This window comes from Azospirillum sp., from assembly GCF_035627195.1.
GTDB lineage: Bacteria > Pseudomonadota > Alphaproteobacteria > Azospirillales > Azospirillaceae > Azospirillum.
Genome location: NZ_DASPMG010000117.1, coordinates 1 through 17,626 on the forward strand (window position 1 = coordinate 1; position 17,626 = coordinate 17,626).

20 protein-coding genes are annotated in these 17,626 nt (G+C 70.0%); 17 read left to right on the forward strand and 3 right to left on the reverse strand.

All coding sequences use genetic code 11. The annotated features are described in order from the left end of the window. Positions 1-186 precede the first annotated feature (186 nt). Genes VED21_RS10420 through VED21_RS10430 form a run of 3 tightly spaced genes read left to right on the forward strand, consistent with a single transcriptional unit; the run spans position 187 to position 2,964 of the window. The gene (locus tag VED21_RS10420) at positions 187-501 is read left to right on the forward strand and encodes a lipid-A-disaccharide synthase N-terminal domain-containing protein (protein ID WP_324882279.1); all 315 of its coding nucleotides are present in this window, start codon (positions 187-189) and stop codon (positions 499-501) included. Further along, a complete protein-coding gene (locus tag VED21_RS10425) occupies positions 498-2,195 on the forward strand; it encodes a glycosyltransferase family 39 protein (protein ID WP_324882280.1) in 1,698 nt (565 codons plus the stop codon). Before VED21_RS10420 ends, VED21_RS10425 begins: the two co-directional genes overlap by 4 nt. 34 nt (positions 2,196-2,229) lie before the next feature. After that, the gene (locus tag VED21_RS10430; RefSeq protein WP_324882281.1) at positions 2,230-2,964 is read left to right on the forward strand and encodes a phosphatase PAP2 family protein; all 735 of its coding nucleotides are present in this window, start codon (positions 2,230-2,232) and stop codon (positions 2,962-2,964) included. Here the strand turns inward: VED21_RS10430 and VED21_RS10435 are convergent. Further along, positions 2,921-3,706, reverse strand: coding sequence for an alpha/beta hydrolase (locus VED21_RS10435; RefSeq protein WP_324882282.1), 786 nt, complete (start codon positions 3,704-3,706; stop codon positions 2,921-2,923). The genes VED21_RS10430 and VED21_RS10435 overlap by 44 nt on opposite strands. 219 nt (positions 3,707-3,925) lie before the next feature. Here VED21_RS10435 and VED21_RS10440 point away from each other — a divergent pair, with 219 nt between their 5' ends. Beyond that, positions 3,926-4,390, forward strand: coding sequence for a hypothetical protein (locus tag VED21_RS10440; RefSeq protein WP_324882283.1), 465 nt, complete (start codon positions 3,926-3,928; stop codon positions 4,388-4,390). On the opposite strand, the gene VED21_RS10445 is transcribed toward VED21_RS10440, so the two are convergent. Further along, positions 4,387-5,325, reverse strand: coding sequence for an ROK family protein (locus tag VED21_RS10445; protein WP_324882284.1), 939 nt, complete (start codon positions 5,323-5,325; stop codon positions 4,387-4,389). The genes VED21_RS10440 and VED21_RS10445 overlap by 4 nt on opposite strands. A gap of 260 nt (positions 5,326-5,585) precedes the next feature. On the opposite strand from VED21_RS10445, the gene VED21_RS10450 reads away from it, so the two are divergent. The 9 genes from VED21_RS10450 (at position 5,586) to VED21_RS10490 (ending at position 13,805) form a co-directional block, all read left to right on the forward strand. Beyond that, the gene (locus tag VED21_RS10450; protein ID WP_324882285.1) at positions 5,586-6,326 is read left to right on the forward strand and encodes a hypothetical protein; all 741 of its coding nucleotides are present in this window, start codon (positions 5,586-5,588) and stop codon (positions 6,324-6,326) included. Positions 6,327-6,791: 465 nt separating this feature from the next. Beyond that, complete coding sequence (locus tag VED21_RS10455) at positions 6,792-7,529, forward strand: AzlC family ABC transporter permease (RefSeq protein WP_324882286.1); 738 nt, start codon at positions 6,792-6,794, stop codon at positions 7,527-7,529. Then, a complete protein-coding gene (locus VED21_RS10460; RefSeq protein ID WP_324882287.1) occupies positions 7,522-7,872 on the forward strand; it encodes an AzlD domain-containing protein in 351 nt (116 codons plus the stop codon). The genes VED21_RS10455 and VED21_RS10460 overlap by 8 nt, the downstream gene beginning before the upstream one ends. A gap of 283 nt (positions 7,873-8,155) precedes the next feature. Further along, entirely contained in the window at positions 8,156-9,067 is a 912-nt protein-coding gene (locus VED21_RS10465) for an ABC transporter permease subunit (protein ID WP_324882288.1), read from the forward strand. Positions 9,068-9,071: 4 nt separating this feature from the next. Beyond that, complete coding sequence (livM, locus tag VED21_RS10470; protein WP_324882289.1) at positions 9,072-10,589, forward strand: high-affinity branched-chain amino acid ABC transporter permease LivM; 1,518 nt, start codon at positions 9,072-9,074, stop codon at positions 10,587-10,589. 17 nt (positions 10,590-10,606) lie between these two features. Next, positions 10,607-11,488 (forward strand): ABC transporter ATP-binding protein, encoded by an 882-nt coding sequence (locus VED21_RS10475; protein WP_324882290.1) that lies wholly within the window; start codon positions 10,607-10,609, stop codon positions 11,486-11,488. A 5-nt stretch (positions 11,489-11,493) separates the two neighbouring features. Continuing rightward, on the forward strand, positions 11,494-12,204 hold the full coding sequence (locus VED21_RS10480; protein ID WP_324882335.1) for an ABC transporter ATP-binding protein: 711 nt from the start codon (positions 11,494-11,496) through the stop codon (positions 12,202-12,204). Beyond that, entirely contained in the window at positions 12,204-12,566 is a 363-nt protein-coding gene (locus VED21_RS10485) for a DUF6867 family protein (protein WP_324882291.1), read from the forward strand. Before VED21_RS10480 ends, VED21_RS10485 begins: the two co-directional genes overlap by 1 nt. A gap of 138 nt (positions 12,567-12,704) precedes the next feature. Continuing rightward, the gene (locus VED21_RS10490) at positions 12,705-13,805 is read left to right on the forward strand and encodes a branched-chain amino acid ABC transporter substrate-binding protein (RefSeq protein WP_324882292.1); all 1,101 of its coding nucleotides are present in this window, start codon (positions 12,705-12,707) and stop codon (positions 13,803-13,805) included. Between the two features lie 71 nt (positions 13,806-13,876). On the opposite strand, the gene VED21_RS10495 is transcribed toward VED21_RS10490, so the two are convergent. Further along, positions 13,877-14,131, reverse strand: coding sequence for a hypothetical protein (locus VED21_RS10495; RefSeq protein ID WP_324882293.1), 255 nt, complete (start codon positions 14,129-14,131; stop codon positions 13,877-13,879). A 249-nt stretch (positions 14,132-14,380) separates the two neighbouring features. Between VED21_RS10495 and VED21_RS10500 the strand changes: the two genes are divergently transcribed. From VED21_RS10500 to VED21_RS10515, 4 genes are all read left to right on the forward strand, one after another. Next, positions 14,381-14,599, forward strand: a complete 219-nt coding sequence (locus VED21_RS10500; RefSeq protein WP_324882294.1) for a hypothetical protein — start codon at positions 14,381-14,383, stop codon at positions 14,597-14,599. 534 nt (positions 14,600-15,133) lie between these two features. After that, entirely contained in the window at positions 15,134-16,156 is a 1,023-nt protein-coding gene (locus VED21_RS10505; protein WP_324882296.1) for an OmpA family protein, read from the forward strand. 163 nt (positions 16,157-16,319) lie between these two features. Further along, positions 16,320-17,009: a TIGR04283 family arsenosugar biosynthesis glycosyltransferase gene (locus tag VED21_RS10510; RefSeq protein ID WP_324882297.1), complete on the forward strand. Its 690-nt coding sequence runs from the start codon at positions 16,320-16,322 to the stop codon at positions 17,007-17,009. Further along, a complete protein-coding gene (locus VED21_RS10515; protein ID WP_324882298.1) occupies positions 17,009-17,620 on the forward strand; it encodes a TIGR04282 family arsenosugar biosynthesis glycosyltransferase in 612 nt (203 codons plus the stop codon). The genes VED21_RS10510 and VED21_RS10515 overlap by 1 nt, the downstream gene beginning before the upstream one ends. The last annotated feature ends 6 nt before the right edge of the window (positions 17,621-17,626 follow it).

The window sequence follows — 17,626 nt, forward strand, 5'->3', positions numbered from 1 at the left end:
TACGTCGCCGTCAACCACCGGCCGCGCGAGCGGGGCGTGTCGAAGTACACCAACTGGCGCCGTGGCCTGATCGGCGTCGTCGACCTGCTCGGCGTCTTCTGGCTGAAGCAGCGCACCAAACTTTCCGCCGCGGTCGAGGAGCGCTGAACGCGCCCCCGCCCGGCCCGTTTCCGGACATCCCATCCCATGATCGACGCCCTGGTTGCCTGGTTCAACGACCGTTCGACGACCGAGATCGTCTGGATCGGCATCGGCTTTTTCGCCCAAGCGCTGTTCATGATGCGCTTCGTCGTCCAGTGGATCGCCAGCGAGCGCGTCCGCCGCAGCATCGTGCCGGAGACCTTCTGGTACTTCAGCATCGGCGGCGGCATCCTGCTGCTGGCCTATTCCATCTACCGGATGGACCCCGTCTACATGTTCGGGCAAGGGCTGGGCCTGCTCATCTACTTCCGCAACCTGTACTTCGTCTGGACGCACAAGCGCGAAGGTGCGGCGCCATGAGCGAGGCGGCGGTCCAGGCCACCGTTCCCGGCGGCGGAGTCGCGGCGCGGCTGCGCGGCGCCGTGGTGTACGCGCTGCTGGCGGTGCTGAGTTTCGGCCTGTTCGCGCCGGGCTTCCTGGACCTGCCGCCCTTCGACCGCGACGAGGCGCGCTTCGCGCAGGCCTCCTCCCAGATGCTGGAAAGCGGTGACCTGATCGACATCCGCTTCCAAGACGAGCCGCGCTGGAAGAAGCCGGTCGGCATCTACTGGCTGCAAAGCGCCGCCACCGCGCTGATCGACGCCGATGCCAAGGTGATCTGGACGTACCGCGTGCCGTCGCTGCTGGGTGCGGTGCTGTCGGTGCTGCTGACCGCCTGGGCGGGGACGCGGCTGTTCGGGCCGGCGGCGGGGGCGCTCGCCGGCGTCATGCTGGCGGGCTGCGTCGTGCTGGGCGTCGAGGCGCGCATGGCGAAGACCGACGCCGTGCTGCTGGCCACCCTGACGGCCGCGCAGGCGGTGCTGGCCGCCGTCTACGTGGGCCGCGACGGGCCGGCGCCGGGGCGCGGCGTCGCCGCGCTGTTCTGGGTGGTGGCGGGCGTCAGCGTGCTGGTCAAGGGGCCGATCGTGGCGCTGGTGTCGGGCGGCACGGTGGCCGCGCTGGCGCTGTGGGACCGGCGCATCGCCTGGGTGAAGCGGCTGCGGCCGCTGATGGGGCTGGGCATCGTCGCGGCGATCGCGGCACCCTGGCTGATCGCCATCGCCATCCAGACCAAGGGCGCCTTCTTCGCCGAATCCGTCGGGCACGACATGCTGGGCAAGGTCGCCGGCGGGCAGGAGGGCAAGGGCCTGCCGCCCGGCTATTACCTGGGCACCTTCTGGATCACCTTTGCGCCCTGGTCGTTCCTGACGCTGCTGGCGCTGCCCTGGGTGTGGGCGCGGCGAAATGAAGCGGCGGTGCGCTTCTGCGTCGCCTGGATCGTGCCGACCTGGGTGGTGTTCGAGGCGGTGCCGACCAAACTGCTGCACTACACCTCGCCCACCTTCCCGGCCATCGCCATGCTGACCGCCGCCGCGGCGCTGGACGCCTTCGGACGGACGGAGGAACGGCCGCGGCGCACGCTGTTCATCGCCGCGGCGGCGCTGGGGGCGCTGACCTACGGCGCGCTGACGGCGGCCGTGGCGGTGATCCCGTGGCTGGTCGACCAGCGCATCGACTGGGCGGCGGTGGCGATGGTGCCGGTGGTGCTGGGCCTGTTCACGCTGGCGGTGCGCACGTTGGCAGTGCGGGGCGGGGCGCGGCGGCGCACCGGCGTTGCGGTCGCGGCGGCGCTGACCTCGGCGGCGGTGCTGTACGGGGTGACCTACCAGTTCGTGCTGCCGCGCATCGACGGGCTGTGGATCAGCCGGTCGGCGGCGGCCGCGGTGGCGGCGGCGCGGCCGTGCCCGGACAGCGTGGTGGCGTCGGCCGGCTATACGGAGCCGAGCCTCGTATTCCTGGCCGGGACGCGGACGAAGCTTGGCGGCGGGGCGATGGCGGCGGAGCACATGAAGGCCGACCCGGCCTGCGCGCTGGCCCTGGTCGAGGAGCGGCAGGAGGCGGAGTTCCGCAGCTTCCTTGGGGGTACCGAACCCAGGGCGCTGGCCCAGGTGCGCGGCTTCAACTACAACAACGGCCGGCGCATCGCGCTGACCCTCTACGGCCCCGCGCGCTGAGACGGCGGGGCGCCCCACACGGGACCCCTCCGCCATGCCGGTTCGCAACCCCACGCTGAAGGCGCTTCTCTGGCTGGTGGCGGGGGCGCTGCTGATCGCCATGCTCATGCGCTACGTCGACCTGGGCGTGGCGGAGACGGTGCGGGCGTGGCCCAAGACCGTGGTGGCGGTGTTCGAGGTCGTCACCCTGTTCGGCTGGCACTACTGGTACTGGCCGAGCGGTGCCGTGGGGGCGGTGGTGTTCGCCGCGCTGAGCCGGCGCGCCGATGCCGGCAACCGGCGGCTCTACGCCTGGGCGGCGGAGGCGTGCGCGTTCCTGTTCGCGGTGCTGGCGGCGTCCAACTTCATCGTCGGCGTGGTCAAGCACGTGGTCGGGCGCGCGCGCCCCTATGTGGACCTGCCGCCGGACGGGCCGGCCTTCACGCTGTTCGCCTCGACGCCCGACTACTGGTCGTTCCCGTCCGGGCACGCCTGCACCTTCCTGGGCGTGGCGATGGTGGCGGCGTTCCTGTGGCCGCGGTGGCGGTGGCCGATCCTGGCGGCGGGGGTGACGGGGGCGTTCAGCCGGGTGGTGCTGGACGTGCACTACCTCAGCGACATCCTGGCCGGCGGGTCGATCGGCGTGATCACGGCGCTGCTGATGCGGGAATGGTTCGCGACGCGGGGATGGGCGTTCCGGCGGCGGCCGGACGGGTCGATCACGGTCAAGCCCAGCGGGCGCTGGGTCAAGCGGCGGCTTCGTCGGAGTCTCGGCCGGCGGCGCGGTTGATGAAGTGCTCCATGGCGTCCAGCACCACCTCGCGCTGGTCGCGGTGCGGGGTGTGGCCGCAGTTGGGCAGCAGCAGCCCCTCCGACGGGCCGGCGACGCGCGTCACCACGGCGTCCACCTGGGCGGGGGTGCCGTATTCGTCGTCCTCGCCCTGGATCGCCAGGACGGGGGCGGTGATGTTCGCCAGCAGCGACTGGATGTTCCAGGACCGGAAGGCGGGATCGAGCCAGATTCCCGACCAGGAGCGGAACAGCCGCTCCGCGTCGTTGTGGTGCCTGGCCATGCGCTGGGGCAGGTCGGTGGTGTGCCACGTCTCCACCGCGGCGTGGACGCCGGCCAGGGTCACGTCCTCCACGAAGCTGTGCGGCGCCTCGACGATGACGCCCTTGGTCGGGCGGCCGGAGGCGGCGTAGATCAGCGCGATCGAGGCGCCGTCGCTGTGGCCGACGAGGATCGGCTCCTGGATGCCGAAGTTGTCGAGCACCGCCGGCAGCACCTCCACCGCCTCGCGGTGCAGGTAGTCGGGGCCGCGCTGCGCGTCGGCCGGGTCGGAGCGGCCGTGGCCCAGGCGCGAGTACAGAAGCCCAGGGCAGCCGGTGATGGCCGTCAGGCGCTCGGGGAAGTCCCGCCAGAGCGAGACGGAGCCCAGTCCCTCGTGCAGGAAGACGAGGGTCGGGGCCGTGGCGTCGCGGCCGAGCAGCCAGCGATGCTCCATGCGGCGGTTGAGAACCTCGAACGTCATGCGGACGCTCCTAGCAGCGCACGCGCGGCAGAGCAAGCCGCTCCTTGCGGGGGCAGCCATTTCGCCGGTCCGGCGCCCCCTCCTGGCTAATGCTCACGCGCGCTGGACGGACGGGCCGGCGTGGGGCCGAATCGGGGCTGGTCCCGCATTCCGGCAGAAGGCCCATCCATGGTCCGCACCCTGGCTTCCGCGCTATCGGCTTCCGCGCTATCGGCTTCCGTGCTCTCGGCTTCCGTGCTTCTGGCCGGCGCGCTCGTCGCGCCGGACGCCGCGTCCGCCCAGGACTTCACCCGCCAGTTCGACGCGATGCCGCACCAGTACCAGCACCAGCAGCGCCACAACCGGCAGGACGACTGGCTGTACCAGTACATGGTGCCGGTCGGCCCCGGCCAGCCGGCGCCGCCGGCCGCCGCCCCGCGCGCGCAGTGGAACCGCCTGGGCAACCTGAACGGCCAGAACGGCCCGGCGCAGCCGATGACGCAGCAGGCCCAGCCCGGACGCAACCAGTTCCGCGCCTCCACCCGCGCCTACGGCACCGACCAGCGGCAGGCGACCCCGCATTACGGCGCCGTGCGCTCGCTGAACCCGCCGCAGGGGTCGGTCAGCGCCACGCAACGCCGCGCCGCCGCGCCGCGCACGGCCGAGCCGGGCACCGTGCGGGAAGTGCAGATGGGCCTCGATTAACCGAGTTCCTCCGGCCGCCACAGCCACGCGGCACCGCGCACGCCGCTGGAATCGCCGTGCACGGCGCGGCGGACGGGGGTGTCGATGCGGTCGGAGAAGGCCCAGCGCTCGATGAGCGGCGGTAGCGCCGCGTACAGGGCGTCCACGTTCGACAGGCCGCCGCCCAGCACGATCACGTCGGGGTCGAGCAGGTTGACCACCGCCGCCAGACCGCGCCCCAGCCGGTCGGTCAGGCGGTCGAAGGACGCCCGCGCCGCCGGGTCGCCGGCGGCGGCGCGGGCGATGATCTCTTCGGCGCTCAGGGTCTCGCCGGTGACGGCGTGGTGGTCGGCGGCGAAGCCGGGGCCGGAGACGAACGTCTCCAGGCAGCCGTGCCTGCCGCAATAGCAGGCGGGGCCCGGCCGCTCGTCGCCGTGCGGCCACGCGCGCGGCCAGGGCAGGGGATTGTGCCCCCACTCCCCCGCCACGGCGTTGCGGCCGCTCATGGGTCGGCCGTGCACGACGATGCCGCTGCCGCAGCCGGTGCCGAGGATGGCGGCGAAGACGACCGGGCAGCCGGCACCGGCACCATCCGCCGCCTCCGACACGGCGAGGCAGTTGGCGTCGTTCTCCACCCGCACCGGCCGGCCCAGCGCCGTGGCGAGGTCGCGGTCGAAGGGATGGCCGATCAGCCAGGTCGAGTTGGCGTTCTTCACCAGGCCGGTGGCGGGTGAGACGATGCCGGGGATGCCCACGCCCACCGATGCCTTGGCCGAAGCGCGGGACGCGCCGCACTCGGCCTCCAGCGCGGCCACCAGCTGCACGATCGTACGTACCGTGGCGGCATAATCGTCGCGCGGGGTGGGAACCCGGCGGCGTGCCATTTGGTTACCATTGCGATCGAGGGCGATTCCCTCCGTCTTGGTTCCGCCGAGGTCGATGCCGATGCGGATCATGGCCCCATCCATCCCAATCTCGCGCCCCAACCCGGCGCCCGGAGCGGCGCGGGGGCTTGGCGATTTCATCAGTACTCGGAAAAAGCGGGACCGTCCAACCGAAGCAACCGTTGCGCCGAATCTCCAGCCTCGGGACAATGCGTCCTGGGCGGGCGGAATTCGGTTGACCGCTTCTTGGGATCTTGTAGAACGAGCGAAAGAGACGGCGCGATTCCCAAGAGTTCGCGCGCCGTCCTGCGCCACCGCTGCCGGAGCATGAGATGAATCGCGAGCGCGCCGCCCACGCCTGTTCTTTCCCGCTGTTCCGCCGCTCGGTCGCCGCCGTGGTCGCCGCGGTTGCCGTCGCCGGAGTGTCGCTGCCCGCCGCGGCGGCCGGCAAGCCGGGCGCCTGCTACAACCGGGCGGAGCACGCGGCGGAGCAGACCCTGCGCATGCACACGGAGCTGATGGTCACCGGCCTGACCTGCCAGTCCGTCATGCCGGACAAGACGCCCTACGCCAAGTACCAGGAATTCACGGTCAAGCACCGCTCGCTGATCTCCAAGGCGGAAGCGGCGATGATCGACCACTACAAGCGCACCTCGGCCGGCAACGCGACGCGCAATTTCGACATGTTCCGCACCGAGCTGGCCAACGAGGTCAGCCGCCGCGCGGCCACCATCGGCACGCCGACCTACTGCGCCACCTTCGTCGACCGCGCCCACCGGGCGATGGACCTGACGCCGGATGACATCCGCGTCCTGACGTCCGACGAGCAGAACGCCGGCATCAAGCATCTGGCCAGCAAACCGCTGTGCGACGTGAAGGTGGTGAGCCTGCCCGACAGCATGACGGTCGCCTCCGTCGAGCCGTCGCGCAGCAAGGCCAAGCCGGCCAACGCCAAGCCCGCCAACGCCAAGCCGGCGCCGGCCAAGGCGAGCACGGCCAAGGCCCCGGCCCCCGCCAAGGCGAAGCCGACCAAGCCGAACGTCGCCGAAGTGAGCAAGCCCACCAAGGGCTGATCCAGGGCAATCGCTTGAAAGCCCCTCCCCCTTGGCGGGGGAGGGGTTGGGGAGAGGGGGAAGTTACCGGCGGAAGCCGGGACATAAGTCACTTCCGCCCTGCCGGGCTCTCAGCGGATGCCAAAGGCATCCGCCTGACGCCGGCAGCGCTGGCCTTCGGCCAGCATGAGAGGCGTAACCACCCTCTCCCCAACCGCGACGCCCTTCGGCGTCGCCCCGTCAAGGGAGAGGGGCTACACAGCAACCCCAGGCCCGTTCAGGCGATTGCCCTGAGGGCTGACCCTTCCCGGCACGGCGCACCATCACGGCGCAACGTTATCGAACCCCTCCCGCCCACCGGCGGGAGGGGTTTTCGATTCGCGGCGCCCTTGGGCCGGCGCGCATGGCGACCGTGCGAAGAACGCACGTTTTCGCGCGCCGAACGTTCCGTATACGAAGCGTAGGGAACAGCTTCGGGGAGCGGGGATGACCGCCGAGACCTTGCCGGACCGCCGCCGGCCGGTGGTGGCCGGCGCCGTGCGCGAGGCGCTGGGACTGCCGAGCGCGGTGCTGGTCGCCAGCTACGTCGGCTTCGGGTCGCTGGTGCGCGAGAGCGGGCTGGGCCTGCCGGTCGCCCTGGCCTCCACCGCCACCGGCTGGGCGCTGCCGGGGCAGATGGCGCTGGTGGAACTCTATTCGGTCGGCTCGACCCTGCTGGCCATCAGCCTCGCGGTGGCGCTGACCAACACGCGCCTGATGCCCATGGTCGTCACCATCATGCCGCTGCTGGGGCGGGGAGGGCCGCCGCGCTGGTGGCATTACGCGCTGGCGCACGTGGTGGCGGTGACGTCCTGGGCCAACGGCATGCGGCGCCTGCCGGATTTGCCGCCGGGCGAGCGGCTGGCGTGGTTCGCCGGCTATTCCGCCACGCTGTGGGTGGTGACGCTGGGCGGGACGGCGGCCGGCTTCTTCCTGGCCGGCATGGTGCCGCACCCGGTGACACTGGGCCTCGTCTTCCTCAACCCGCTCTATTTCCTGCTGCTGTTCGCCGGCGACCTGCGCGACCGGGCGCGGGTGTGTGCGCTGGCGCTGGGCGCGGTGCTGGGGCCGGCGCTGCACCTGATCGTGCCGTCCTACGGCCTGCTGATCACCGGGGTGGTGGCCGGCACGCTGGCCTTTCTGGTGGACCGGTGGTGGCCGGCGCGGGAGGCGAAGCGTGGCTGACGCGTGGGGTTCCGAGGCGGGCATCTGGGCGGCGCTGGCGGCGGCGGCCGTGGTCACCTATGTCCCGCGGGCGCTGGGGGTGGCGCTGTCCGGGCGCATCGACCCCAACGGCGCGGTGTTCCGCTGGGTCGGCTGCGTCGCCTACGCGCTGCTGGCGGGGCTGATCGCGCGCATGATCCTGCTGCCCGTGGGGCCGCTGCAGGCGACCGGATTCGCCGAACGCACGCTGGCCGTGGCGGCGGCGCTGGCGGCCTTCTGCCTTGTGCGCCGCAGCGTGCCGGTCGGAGTCACGGTGGGCACCGTCGTCTTGATCCTGCTGAGCAGCGGCGGGCGGTTATTCTAGGCACGCATGCTATCGGTGTCCGGCTCGAAAGTTGCCGCCGGTCAAGGGCTTAAGCATCTTCTTTGCAAAATTGCGAGAACTCCTCGGCAATTCGGCCGAGGGGTGGTTTTACCCTCTTGCCCCGTTCAATCAGTGGGGCTAACGTCCTGAATGATAAAGAATGGGGCCGCCGACCGATCGGGGCGGCCAAAAGTTCAGGGAACGGAGTTCACGTGATCTGGGAACGCTGGGTACCGGCCTTGGCGATCCTTCCGCCTGTGTTCCTGGCGGCGGGGCAAGGCTGATGGAACACGCATATTTTCTGCAACAGTTGATCAACGGCCTGTCGCTGGGGGCCATCTACGGCCTCATCGCCATCGGCTATACGATGGTGTACGGCATCATCGGCATGATCAACTTCGCCCATGGCGAGATCTATATGATCGGCGCCTTCGTGGCGCTGATCACTTTCCTGGTCATGGGGATGGTCGGCGTCACCTGGGTGCCGCTGGCGCTGCTGCTGATGCTGGCCTCGGCCATGCTGTTCACCAGCATCTACGGCTGGACGGTGGAGCGCATCGCCTACCGGCCGCTGCGCAGCTCGCCGCGCCTGGCGCCTCTGATCTCGGCGATCGGCGTGTCGATCTTCCTGCAGAACTACGTGCAGATCATCCAGGGCGCGCGCAACAAGCCGCTTCAGCCCATCGTGACCGGCAACTTCGTGCTGTTGGACGGGGAGGTGAGCGTCAGCTACATCCGGCTGGCCACCATCGTCATCACCATCGCGCTGATGTACGGGTTCACGCAGATCATCAACCGCACGGAACTCGGCCGCGCCCAGCGCGCGTGCGAGCAGGACAAGACGATGGCCGGCCTTTTGGGCGTCAACGTCGACCGCATCATTTCGCTGACCTTCGTGATGGGTGCCGCGCTGGCCGCCGTGGCGGGCATGATGGTGCTGCTGACCTACGGCGTGATCGACTTCTACATCGGCTTCCTGGCCGGCGTGAAGGCGTTCACGGCGGCGGTGCTGGGCGGCATCGGCTCGCTGCCGGGGGCCATGCTCGGCGGCTTCATCATCGGCCTGATCGAATCGTTTTGGTCGGGCTACGTGGGCAGCGAATGGAAGGACGTTGCGACCTTCTCCATCCTCGTCCTGGTGCTGATCTTCCGGCCCACCGGCCTGCTCGGGCGGCCGGAGATCGAGAAGGTGTGACGCCATGACCGCGATCTCCCTCTCCTCGCCGCGCGCCGTCGCGTGGCCCGCCATCCTGCGGGAGGCCGGCATGGCCGCCGCGGTGGCCGTGCTGCTCACCCTGCCGCTCGTCGGCTTCCGCACCGTCGACCGCCCGGTCGGCCTGGGCATCGAGACCCGCTTCGACGAGGTCATCGCCGCCGTGGCGCTGGTGTTCTTCGGGCGCCTGGGCCTGTGCCTGATCCGCGAGGGGCAGGCGCTGGCGGTGCTGGTCCTGTCGATCGCGGCGGCCGTGGCCGGCCTGCTGATCGACCTGCCGACGCCGATGCTGAACGTCATCCTGGTGCTGGGCGGCGCCATCATCGCCATCCGCGCCGGCATCTCGGTGGGCACCCACCGCTCCAAGCTGACGCAGGCCGAGCGCGACCGGCGCATGGACCGCTTCGGCGCCAAGGTGCAGGACGCCTCGCGCTTCCTGGGCCCGATCGGCATCGCGCTGGCCGTGGCGTTCCCGCTGCTGCCCATCGCCGACCGCCAGCTGCTGGACATCGGCATCCTCCTGCTGACCTACGTGATGCTGGGCTGGGGGCTGAACATCGTGGTGGGCCTCGCCGGCCTGCTCGACCTCGGCTACGTCGCCTTCTACGCCATCGGTGCCTATTCCTACGCGCTGCTGGCGACCTATTTCGGGCTGAGCTTCTGGGCCTGCCTGCCGCTGGCGGGCATCCTGGCGGTGATCGGCGGCGTGATGCTGGGCTTCCCGGTGCTGCGCCTGCGCGGCGACTATTTCGCCATCGTGACGCTGGGCTTCGGCGAGATCATCCGCATCATCCTGGTCAACTGGTATCAGTTCACCGGCGGCCCCAACGGCATCACCGGCATCCCGCGGCCGAGCTTCTTCGGCATCGCCGACTTCACCCGCACCGGCACGGAGACGATGCCGTCGTTCGCGGAGATGTTCGGGCTGGAGTTCTCGTCCGTCCACCGGATCATCTTCCTGTACTACCTGATCCTGGTGCTGGCGCTGATGGTCAACCTGTTCACGCTGCGCATCCGCAAGCTGCCGCTGGGCCGCGCGTGGGAAGCGCTGCGCGAGGACGACATCGCCTGCACCTCGCTGGGCATCAACCGCACCAACGTGAAGCTGGCGGCCTTCGCCATCGCCGGCATGTTCGGCGGCTTCGCCGGCTCCTTCTTCGCCACGCGCCAGGGCTTCGTCAGCCCGGAGAGCTTCACCTTCATCGAATCCGCCATCATCCTGGCCATCGTCGTGCTGGGCGGCATGGGCAGCCAGATGGGCGTGGTGCTCGCCACCTTCCTGGTCATCGGCCTGCCGGAGATGTTCCGCGAACTGGCCGACTACCGCATGCTGGCCTTCGGGCTGGGCATGGTGGTGATCATGCTGTGGCGCCCGCGCGGCCTGCTGGCGCACCGCGACCCGACCGTCCTGCTGCACGGCCGCAAGGGGTCCGGCGGCGGCGGACCGGCCGCCGGCACCGCGGCCGCGGGCGGACAGGGCATCGCCGGAGGGCGCGCCAAGTGACGAACGGATCCTCCCCCATGGCAATCCACGACGAAGCCCCGCTGCTGACGGTCGAACACCTGACCATGCGCTTCGGCGGCCTGGTCGCGGTCAACGACGTGTCGTTCCGGGCGCAGAACCGGCACATCACCGCCATCATCGGCCCGAACGGCGCCGGCAAGACGACGCTGTTCAACTGCATCACCGGCTTCTACACGCCGACGGTGGGGCGGCTGTCGCTGCGCCACCAGAAGGACGGGCGCGAGTTCCTGCTGGAGCGGATGCCCGGCTACGTGATCTCGCAGAAGGCCAGCGTGGCGCGCACCTTCCAGAACATCCGCCTGTTCGGCGGTATGAGCGTGCTGGAGAACCTGATCGTCGCGCAGCACAACAAGCTGATGCGGGCGTCCGGGTTTTCCATCGCCGGCCTGCTTGGCCTGCCGACCTACCGGAAGGCGGAGAAGGAGTCGATCGAGCTGGCCAAGTACTGGCTGGACCGGGTGAAGCTGCTGGACTACGCCGACTGGTCGGCGGCGAACCTGCCGTACGGCGCCCAGCGCCGGCTGGAGATCGCGCGGGCCATGTGCACGGAGCCCGTGCTGCTGTGCCTGGACGAGCCGGCGGCCGGCCTGAACCCGCGCGAGTCGCACGAGCTGTCCGACCTGCTGACCTACATCCGCGACGAGCACCGCATCGGCGTGCTGCTGATCGAGCATGACATGAGCGTCGTCATGACCATCTCCGACCACGTGGTGGTGCTGGACTACGGCAAGAAGATCGCCGACGGCTCTCCCACCGACGTGAAGAACGACCCCGCCGTCATCCGCGCCTACCTGGGCGAGGAGGAGAGCGAGGAGTTGCCGCCCGTCATCGCGCAGGACCTGCCGGAAGCCGCCCGCCGGGCCGGGGAGGGGGTATGAGCACGATGCTGTCGGTGTCCGGCGTCCACACCTACTACGGCTCGATCGAGGCGCTGAAGGGCGTCGACATCGAGATCCGCGAGGGCGAGATCGTCACGCTGATCGGCGCCAACGGCGCCGGCAAGTCGACGCTGCTGATGACCATCTGCGGCACGCCGCAGGCCCGCCAGGGCCGCGTGGTGTTCCAGGGCGAGGAGATCACCCGCCTGCCGACCTATGAGATCGTGCGGCGCGGCATCGCGCAGTCTCCCGAAGGGAGACGAATTTTCCCGCGCATGACGGTGCTGGAGAACCTGCAGATGGGTTCCATCACCGCCAAGCCGGGCAGCTTCGAGCGGGAGCTGGAGCGCGTCTTCCACCTGTTCCCCCGTCTGAAGGAGCGCATCCACCAGCGCGCCGGCACCATGTCGGGCGGCGAGCAGCAGATGCTGGCCATCGGCCGCGCGCTGATGAGCCAGCCCAAGCTGCTGCTGCTGGACGAGCCGTCGCTGGGGCTGGCGCCGCTGGTGGTGAAGCAGATCTTCCAGGTGGTGAAGGACATCAACCGCGAGCAGGGCATGACCGTGTTCATGGTCGAGCAGAACGCCTACCACGCGCTGAAGCTGGCGCACCGGGCCTATGTGATGGTGACGGGCAAGGTGACCATGTCCGGCACCGGGGCCGAGCTGCTGGCGAACGAGGAGGTGCGCGCCGCCTACCTCGAGGGAGGGCACTGATGGAAGCGATCCTCGGCTCCACGCTGGGCACGTTCATCGGCCTGACGCTCATCGTCTTCGGATTCGGCGCCTTCATGACGGGGCAGGCGCTGGCGGAGGGCTGGAAGCCGCCGTCGGCGGTGATCGGCTACACGCTGCTGCTGGGTGTGGGCGCCCGGTTCCTGGCGTTCGCGCTGCTGGACGCGCCGCTGCTGTCGATCAGCGGCTTCATCGTGCACACGGCGGCGATCGGCGTGATCGCCTTCGGCGCCTACCAGATGGCCAAGGCGCGGCGGATGGTCACACAATACCCGTGGCTGTACGAGCGGTCCGGCCCGTTCTCGTGGCGCGAGCGGGCGGGCGCCCATATGTCGGTCGAATAGGCTGAGGATTAGGCGGTATCGGCGGTGTCGCGCCGCCGCCACTCGGTCTATGATGCGCGCAGTTCCGCCGGCCGGTCTGGGAGGCCGCCGGCAGAGGAAGACCCCGCGGGGTCACCTGCAACAGGGAGCACAACCAAGATGAACTTCAAGTATTCCCTTCTTGCCGCGGTCGCGGCGACGGCGCTCGGCACCTCGGTCGCCAAGGCGGACATCGCGGTCGCCACCGCCGGCCCGATCACCGGCCAGTACGCCACCTTCGGCGAGCAGATGAAGAAGGGCATGGAAATGGCCGTGGCGGACCTGAACGCCGCCGGCGGCCTGCTCGGCCAGAAGCTGAAGCTGGAGGTGGGCGACGACGCCTGCGACCCGAAGCAGGCGGTGGCCGTGGCCAACCAGCTGGCCAAGGCCGGCGTCAAGTTCGTGGCCGGCCACTTCTGCTCGGGCTCGTCGATCCCGGCCAGCCAGGTCTACAACGAGGAAGGCGTCCTGCAGATGTCGCCCGCCTCGACCAACCCGAAGTTCACCGACCAGGGCCTGAAGAACGTCTTCCGCGTCTGCGGCCGTGACGACCAGCAGGGCCAGATCGCCGGCAAGTACCTGCTGGAGAAGTACAAGGGCAAGAACATCGCCATCCTGCACGACAAGTCGGCCTATGGTAAGGGCTTGGCCGACGAGACGCAGAAGGCGCTGAACGCCGGCGGCACCAAGGAGAAGATCTACGAGGCCTACACGGCCGGCGAGAAGGACTACTCGGCGCTGGTGTCGAAGCTGAAGCAGGCGGCGGTCGACGCCGTCTACGTCGGCGGTTACCACACCGAAGCCGGCCTGATCGCCCGCCAGATGAAGGATCAGGGCATGACCGCCCCGATCATCTCCGGCGACGCGCTGGTCACCAACGAGTACTGGGCCATCACCGGACCGGCCGGCCAGGACACGATGATGACCTTCGGCCCGGACCCGCGCGAGATGCCGGAAGCCAAGGCGGTGGTCGAGAAGTTCCGCAAGGCCGGCTATGAACCGGAGGGCTACACCCTCTACACCTACGCCGCCATGCAGATCTACGCCGACGCCGTGAAGAAGGCCGGCTCGACCGACCTCGCCAAGGTGACGGACGTCCTGCGCAAGAACCAGTTCGACACCGTCATCGGCAAGATCGGCTTCGACGCCAAGGGCGACGTGACCACCCCGGCGTACGTCTGGTACCGCTGGGACAACGGCAAGTACGCCCAGGTCAAGTAAGGCCCGGGACGCACGTGTTCGGAAAGGCCCGGCGCTTCGGCGCCGGGCCTTTTCCGTTGTGGGGACGGGGTCTACGTCGCCATGCCGTCGGCCAGGGTCGGCCGCGCCGGGGCGCAGGGCGCCATCGCCGCTGCCGCCGCCACCGGCTGCCGGTCGGCCAGCAGGCGTTCGGACGTGCGGAGCACGTCGCGCCAGAAGGCGGCGGCCCGGAGGTTGTTGGCGGCCGTCAGTTCGACGAGGCGAACGCGGCTGATGCGGACGGCGGACTCGCCCAGTTCATCGACGAGGCGAGTCGCGAAGAGAAGCACGTCATGATCGATTCTCATGGCGCAATGAACCCACCTTTGCGCACTTTGTTCCAGGGATGTGTCGGATGACATAGGGGCGATCCCGGAGTGCCGCGAACGGACGCGCGGTGCGGTTTGTTGCAGTGCGGATACAAAAGGTTCGTTGCACAAGCGTGTCCTACAACGGACACTGCCATCCGGGGTAACTTTCGTGTTTCATGGCGGAACCAGGATCCGGTCGGCCGTTCGCCGTCCGGATCCGCTGGGTCCCGGGTTTGGAGAGGTCAAATGCGCAGGAAGCGCGAAATCGTCGAAGGCCAGATGTTCCGGAAGCTCGGCCCCGGCGGTGGGGTCTGGCAGGTCGTGGCGATTCGGAAGGATGGGCTGGGCACGCAGCACGCCCAGATGCAGCGCGCCGACGATCCCAAGACCTTCAAGACGCTCAGCCTCACCGCCCTTCTCGATCCCCACCAGTTCGAGTGGCTGGGGATCGCCGAGGCGCCCTGACGAGTCGGACGGCCGCCCGCCGCCACCCGCCGCTAACGGCCGGCGCCACCCGCGCCGGCCGCGCCGACGCATGCCCGCACGGGCCCCCAGGGTGGTGCAGCCTCCCCGCGCGGCAGCCATATGTTGGAGTGTCCGCGCCGTCACAGTCGCGAAGGTTGCGGTCACAGAACCGCAGCGCCTTCCCTTGCCCGTTCGCGGTCGTACGACTGTAGGGGCAAAGGCATAGGCCAAGTTGTCCGTCGTGCTGACTGTGTCGAATTCCCGCCTTCTCTTCGTGGCGCAAAAATGCAACAGGGCTGGATTTCCGACAACAGGGGGGCGGAGGCTCCCTTGTGGGGGTGGGGCAATGCTGGTATCTCACGGATCGGAAGTTTCAACCGCCGACGGATTGCGGCGGGCCAGGTCGAGGTGGCCGCGCGAAGAGGGTTCCACCGGTTCATCCGGCGGGACGGGCGACGCGAAGGTCGCCTGCGTCGCAGTGGTACGAGTTCTGTGGGCCCGAACACACGCCGTCAAGAAGGGGACATATAAGAAATGAACATCCGTGGAATTCTGCTGGGCACGGCGCTCGCGATCGCACTGCCGTCCGTCGCGATGGCCGAGGGCTTCTACGTCGGCGCCGCCGGCGGCGTGAACTGGACCCGCGACGCCGACTTCAACGACCTCGTCCTGGGCGCCACCACCAAGGCCGACTACAAGGTCGGCGGCGTCGTCGGCCTGAGCGCCGGCTATGCCACGGCCATGGGCCTGCGCGGCGAGGTCGAGGTTGACTGGCGCTGGCGGAACAAGACCGACGGCTTCAGCAACCTGGCCCCGGGCGCCAGCATGTCGGGCAAGACCAGCTCGTGGGCTCTGATGGGCAACGTGCTGTACGACATCAAGACCGGCACGCCGATCACCCCGTACATCGGCGCCGGCGCCGGTATCGCCCGCGTCAAGTCCGACGTGAGCAGCAACTTCGGCTACTCGTTCAGCGACAGCGACGTCGTGTTCGCCTACCAGGGCATCGTCGGCGCCGCCTACAACGTGACGAACAACATCGCGATCACGGCCGACTACCGCTACTTCGCGACCACCAAGCCGAAGTACGACGGCCCGTTCGGCACGGTCGAGAGCGAGTACCGCAACCACACCGTGATGGTCGGCCTGCGCTATTCGTTCGGTGGCGTCGCCGCCACCCCGTCGCCGACCCCGCCGGCCCCGCCGGTCTCGCAGCAGCCGCAGACGGAATACCTGGTGTTCTTCGACTGGGACAAGGCGAACATCACGCCGGTCTCCGACAAGATCATCGGCGACGCCGCCGCCGCCGCTGGCAAGCTGAAGGCCGTCAGCATCCACGTGATCGGCCACACCGACACGTCGGGCAAGCCGGCCTACAACCAGAAGCTCTCGCTGCGCCGCGCCGACGCCGTGAAGAAGTCGCTGACCGCCAAGGGCGTGCCGGCGAGCCAGATCACGGTCGAGGGCAAGGGTGAGACGAACCTGCTGGTCCCGACCGGCGACAACGTCCGCGAGCCGTCGAACCGCCGCGCTCAGATCCTGATCCGCGTGAAGTGATCGGGACGGTGGCCGGTTTCCGGCCGCCGCACGGTACCGAAACGGGGCGCCGCACACCGCGGCGCCCCGTTTTCTTTTGCTCCCGCCCAGCCGGGGCCGGGTGACATTCATGGCCGCGCGGGCCATTCTCGCTGCGGATATCCCTCAACCCGCTGGCCGGCCTGTGATCCCCGCGCGGCTCGACATCGTCATCCCCTGCCTGAACGCCTCGGCGACGCTGCCCGGCACGCTGGACGCGCTTGCGCGCGAGTCCGGCGACGGGTGGGCGTGCGTGACGGTGGCCGACGGCGGATCGGCCGACGGCACGCCGGCGGTTGCGTCGGCGGCGGGAGCACGGGTGATCGCGGCGTCGCGCGGGCGGGGGCCGCAACTCGCCGCGGGGGCGGCGGGGGGGCGGGCGCCGTGGCTGCTGTTCCTGCACGCCGACACGCGGCTTGGGATCGGGTGGCGCGCGGCGGTGGAGCGGTTCGCCGCCGACCCGGCCAACGAACGGCGGGCGGCCTATTTCCGCCTGCGCTACGACTCAGCCCGTCCGGCAGCGCGCCGGCTGGAACGGATCGTCGCGTGGCGCAGCCGGGCGCTGGGGCTGCCGTACGGCGACCAGGGGATGCTGATCGCGCGGCCGTTTTATGAGGAGTTGGGCGGCTTCGCGCCGCTGCCGCTGATGGAGGACGTCGATCTCGTGCGCCGCATCGGGCGCCACCGGCTGGCCGGGCTGCCGGCCGACGCGGTGACCTCGGCCGCGCGCTATGAGCGGGACGGCTGGCTGGCGCGGCCGGCGCGCAACCTGCTGTGCCTGACGCTGTACGCGGCGGGCGTGCCGCCGCGGCTGATCCGCAGGGTGTACGGGTGATGAAGCGGCACGTCGTCGTCTTCGCGCGGCTGCCGCGCCTGGGGTGCGGCAAGCGGCGGCTGGCCGCGGGCGTGGGGGACGTGGCGGCCTGGCGATTCGCGCGGCTGACGCTGGTGGCCGTGCTGCGCCGGCTGGGGCGGGACGCGCGCTGGACCCTGTGGTTGGCGGTGACGCCCGACCGCGCGGTCGCGGCGCGGGGCTGGCCGGCCACGCGGGCGCGCCGGATCGGGCAGGGCGGCGGCGACCTGGGTGCCCGCATGGCGCGGCCGTTGCGCACGCTGCCGGCCGGGCCGGTGGTGGTGGTCGGCAGCGACATCCCCGAGTTGGACGCGCGCCACGTCGCGCGGGCCTTCCGCGCGCTGGGGCGGCACGACGCGGTGTTCGGCCCGGCGGGGGACGGCGGCTATTGGCTGGTGGGGATGCGGCGCTGCCCGCGCGTGCCGGCCGGCCTGTTTCAGGGCGTGCGGTGGTCGACGGAGAACGCGCTGGCCGATACGCTGGCCGGCCTGCCGCCGGGGACGTCCGTCGCCGTCGTCGATATGCTGGAGGATGTGGATGATGCCGCCGCTTACAAGCGCTGGCGTGAACGGGCCGTTTTCACGCACACTTGAGCGAAC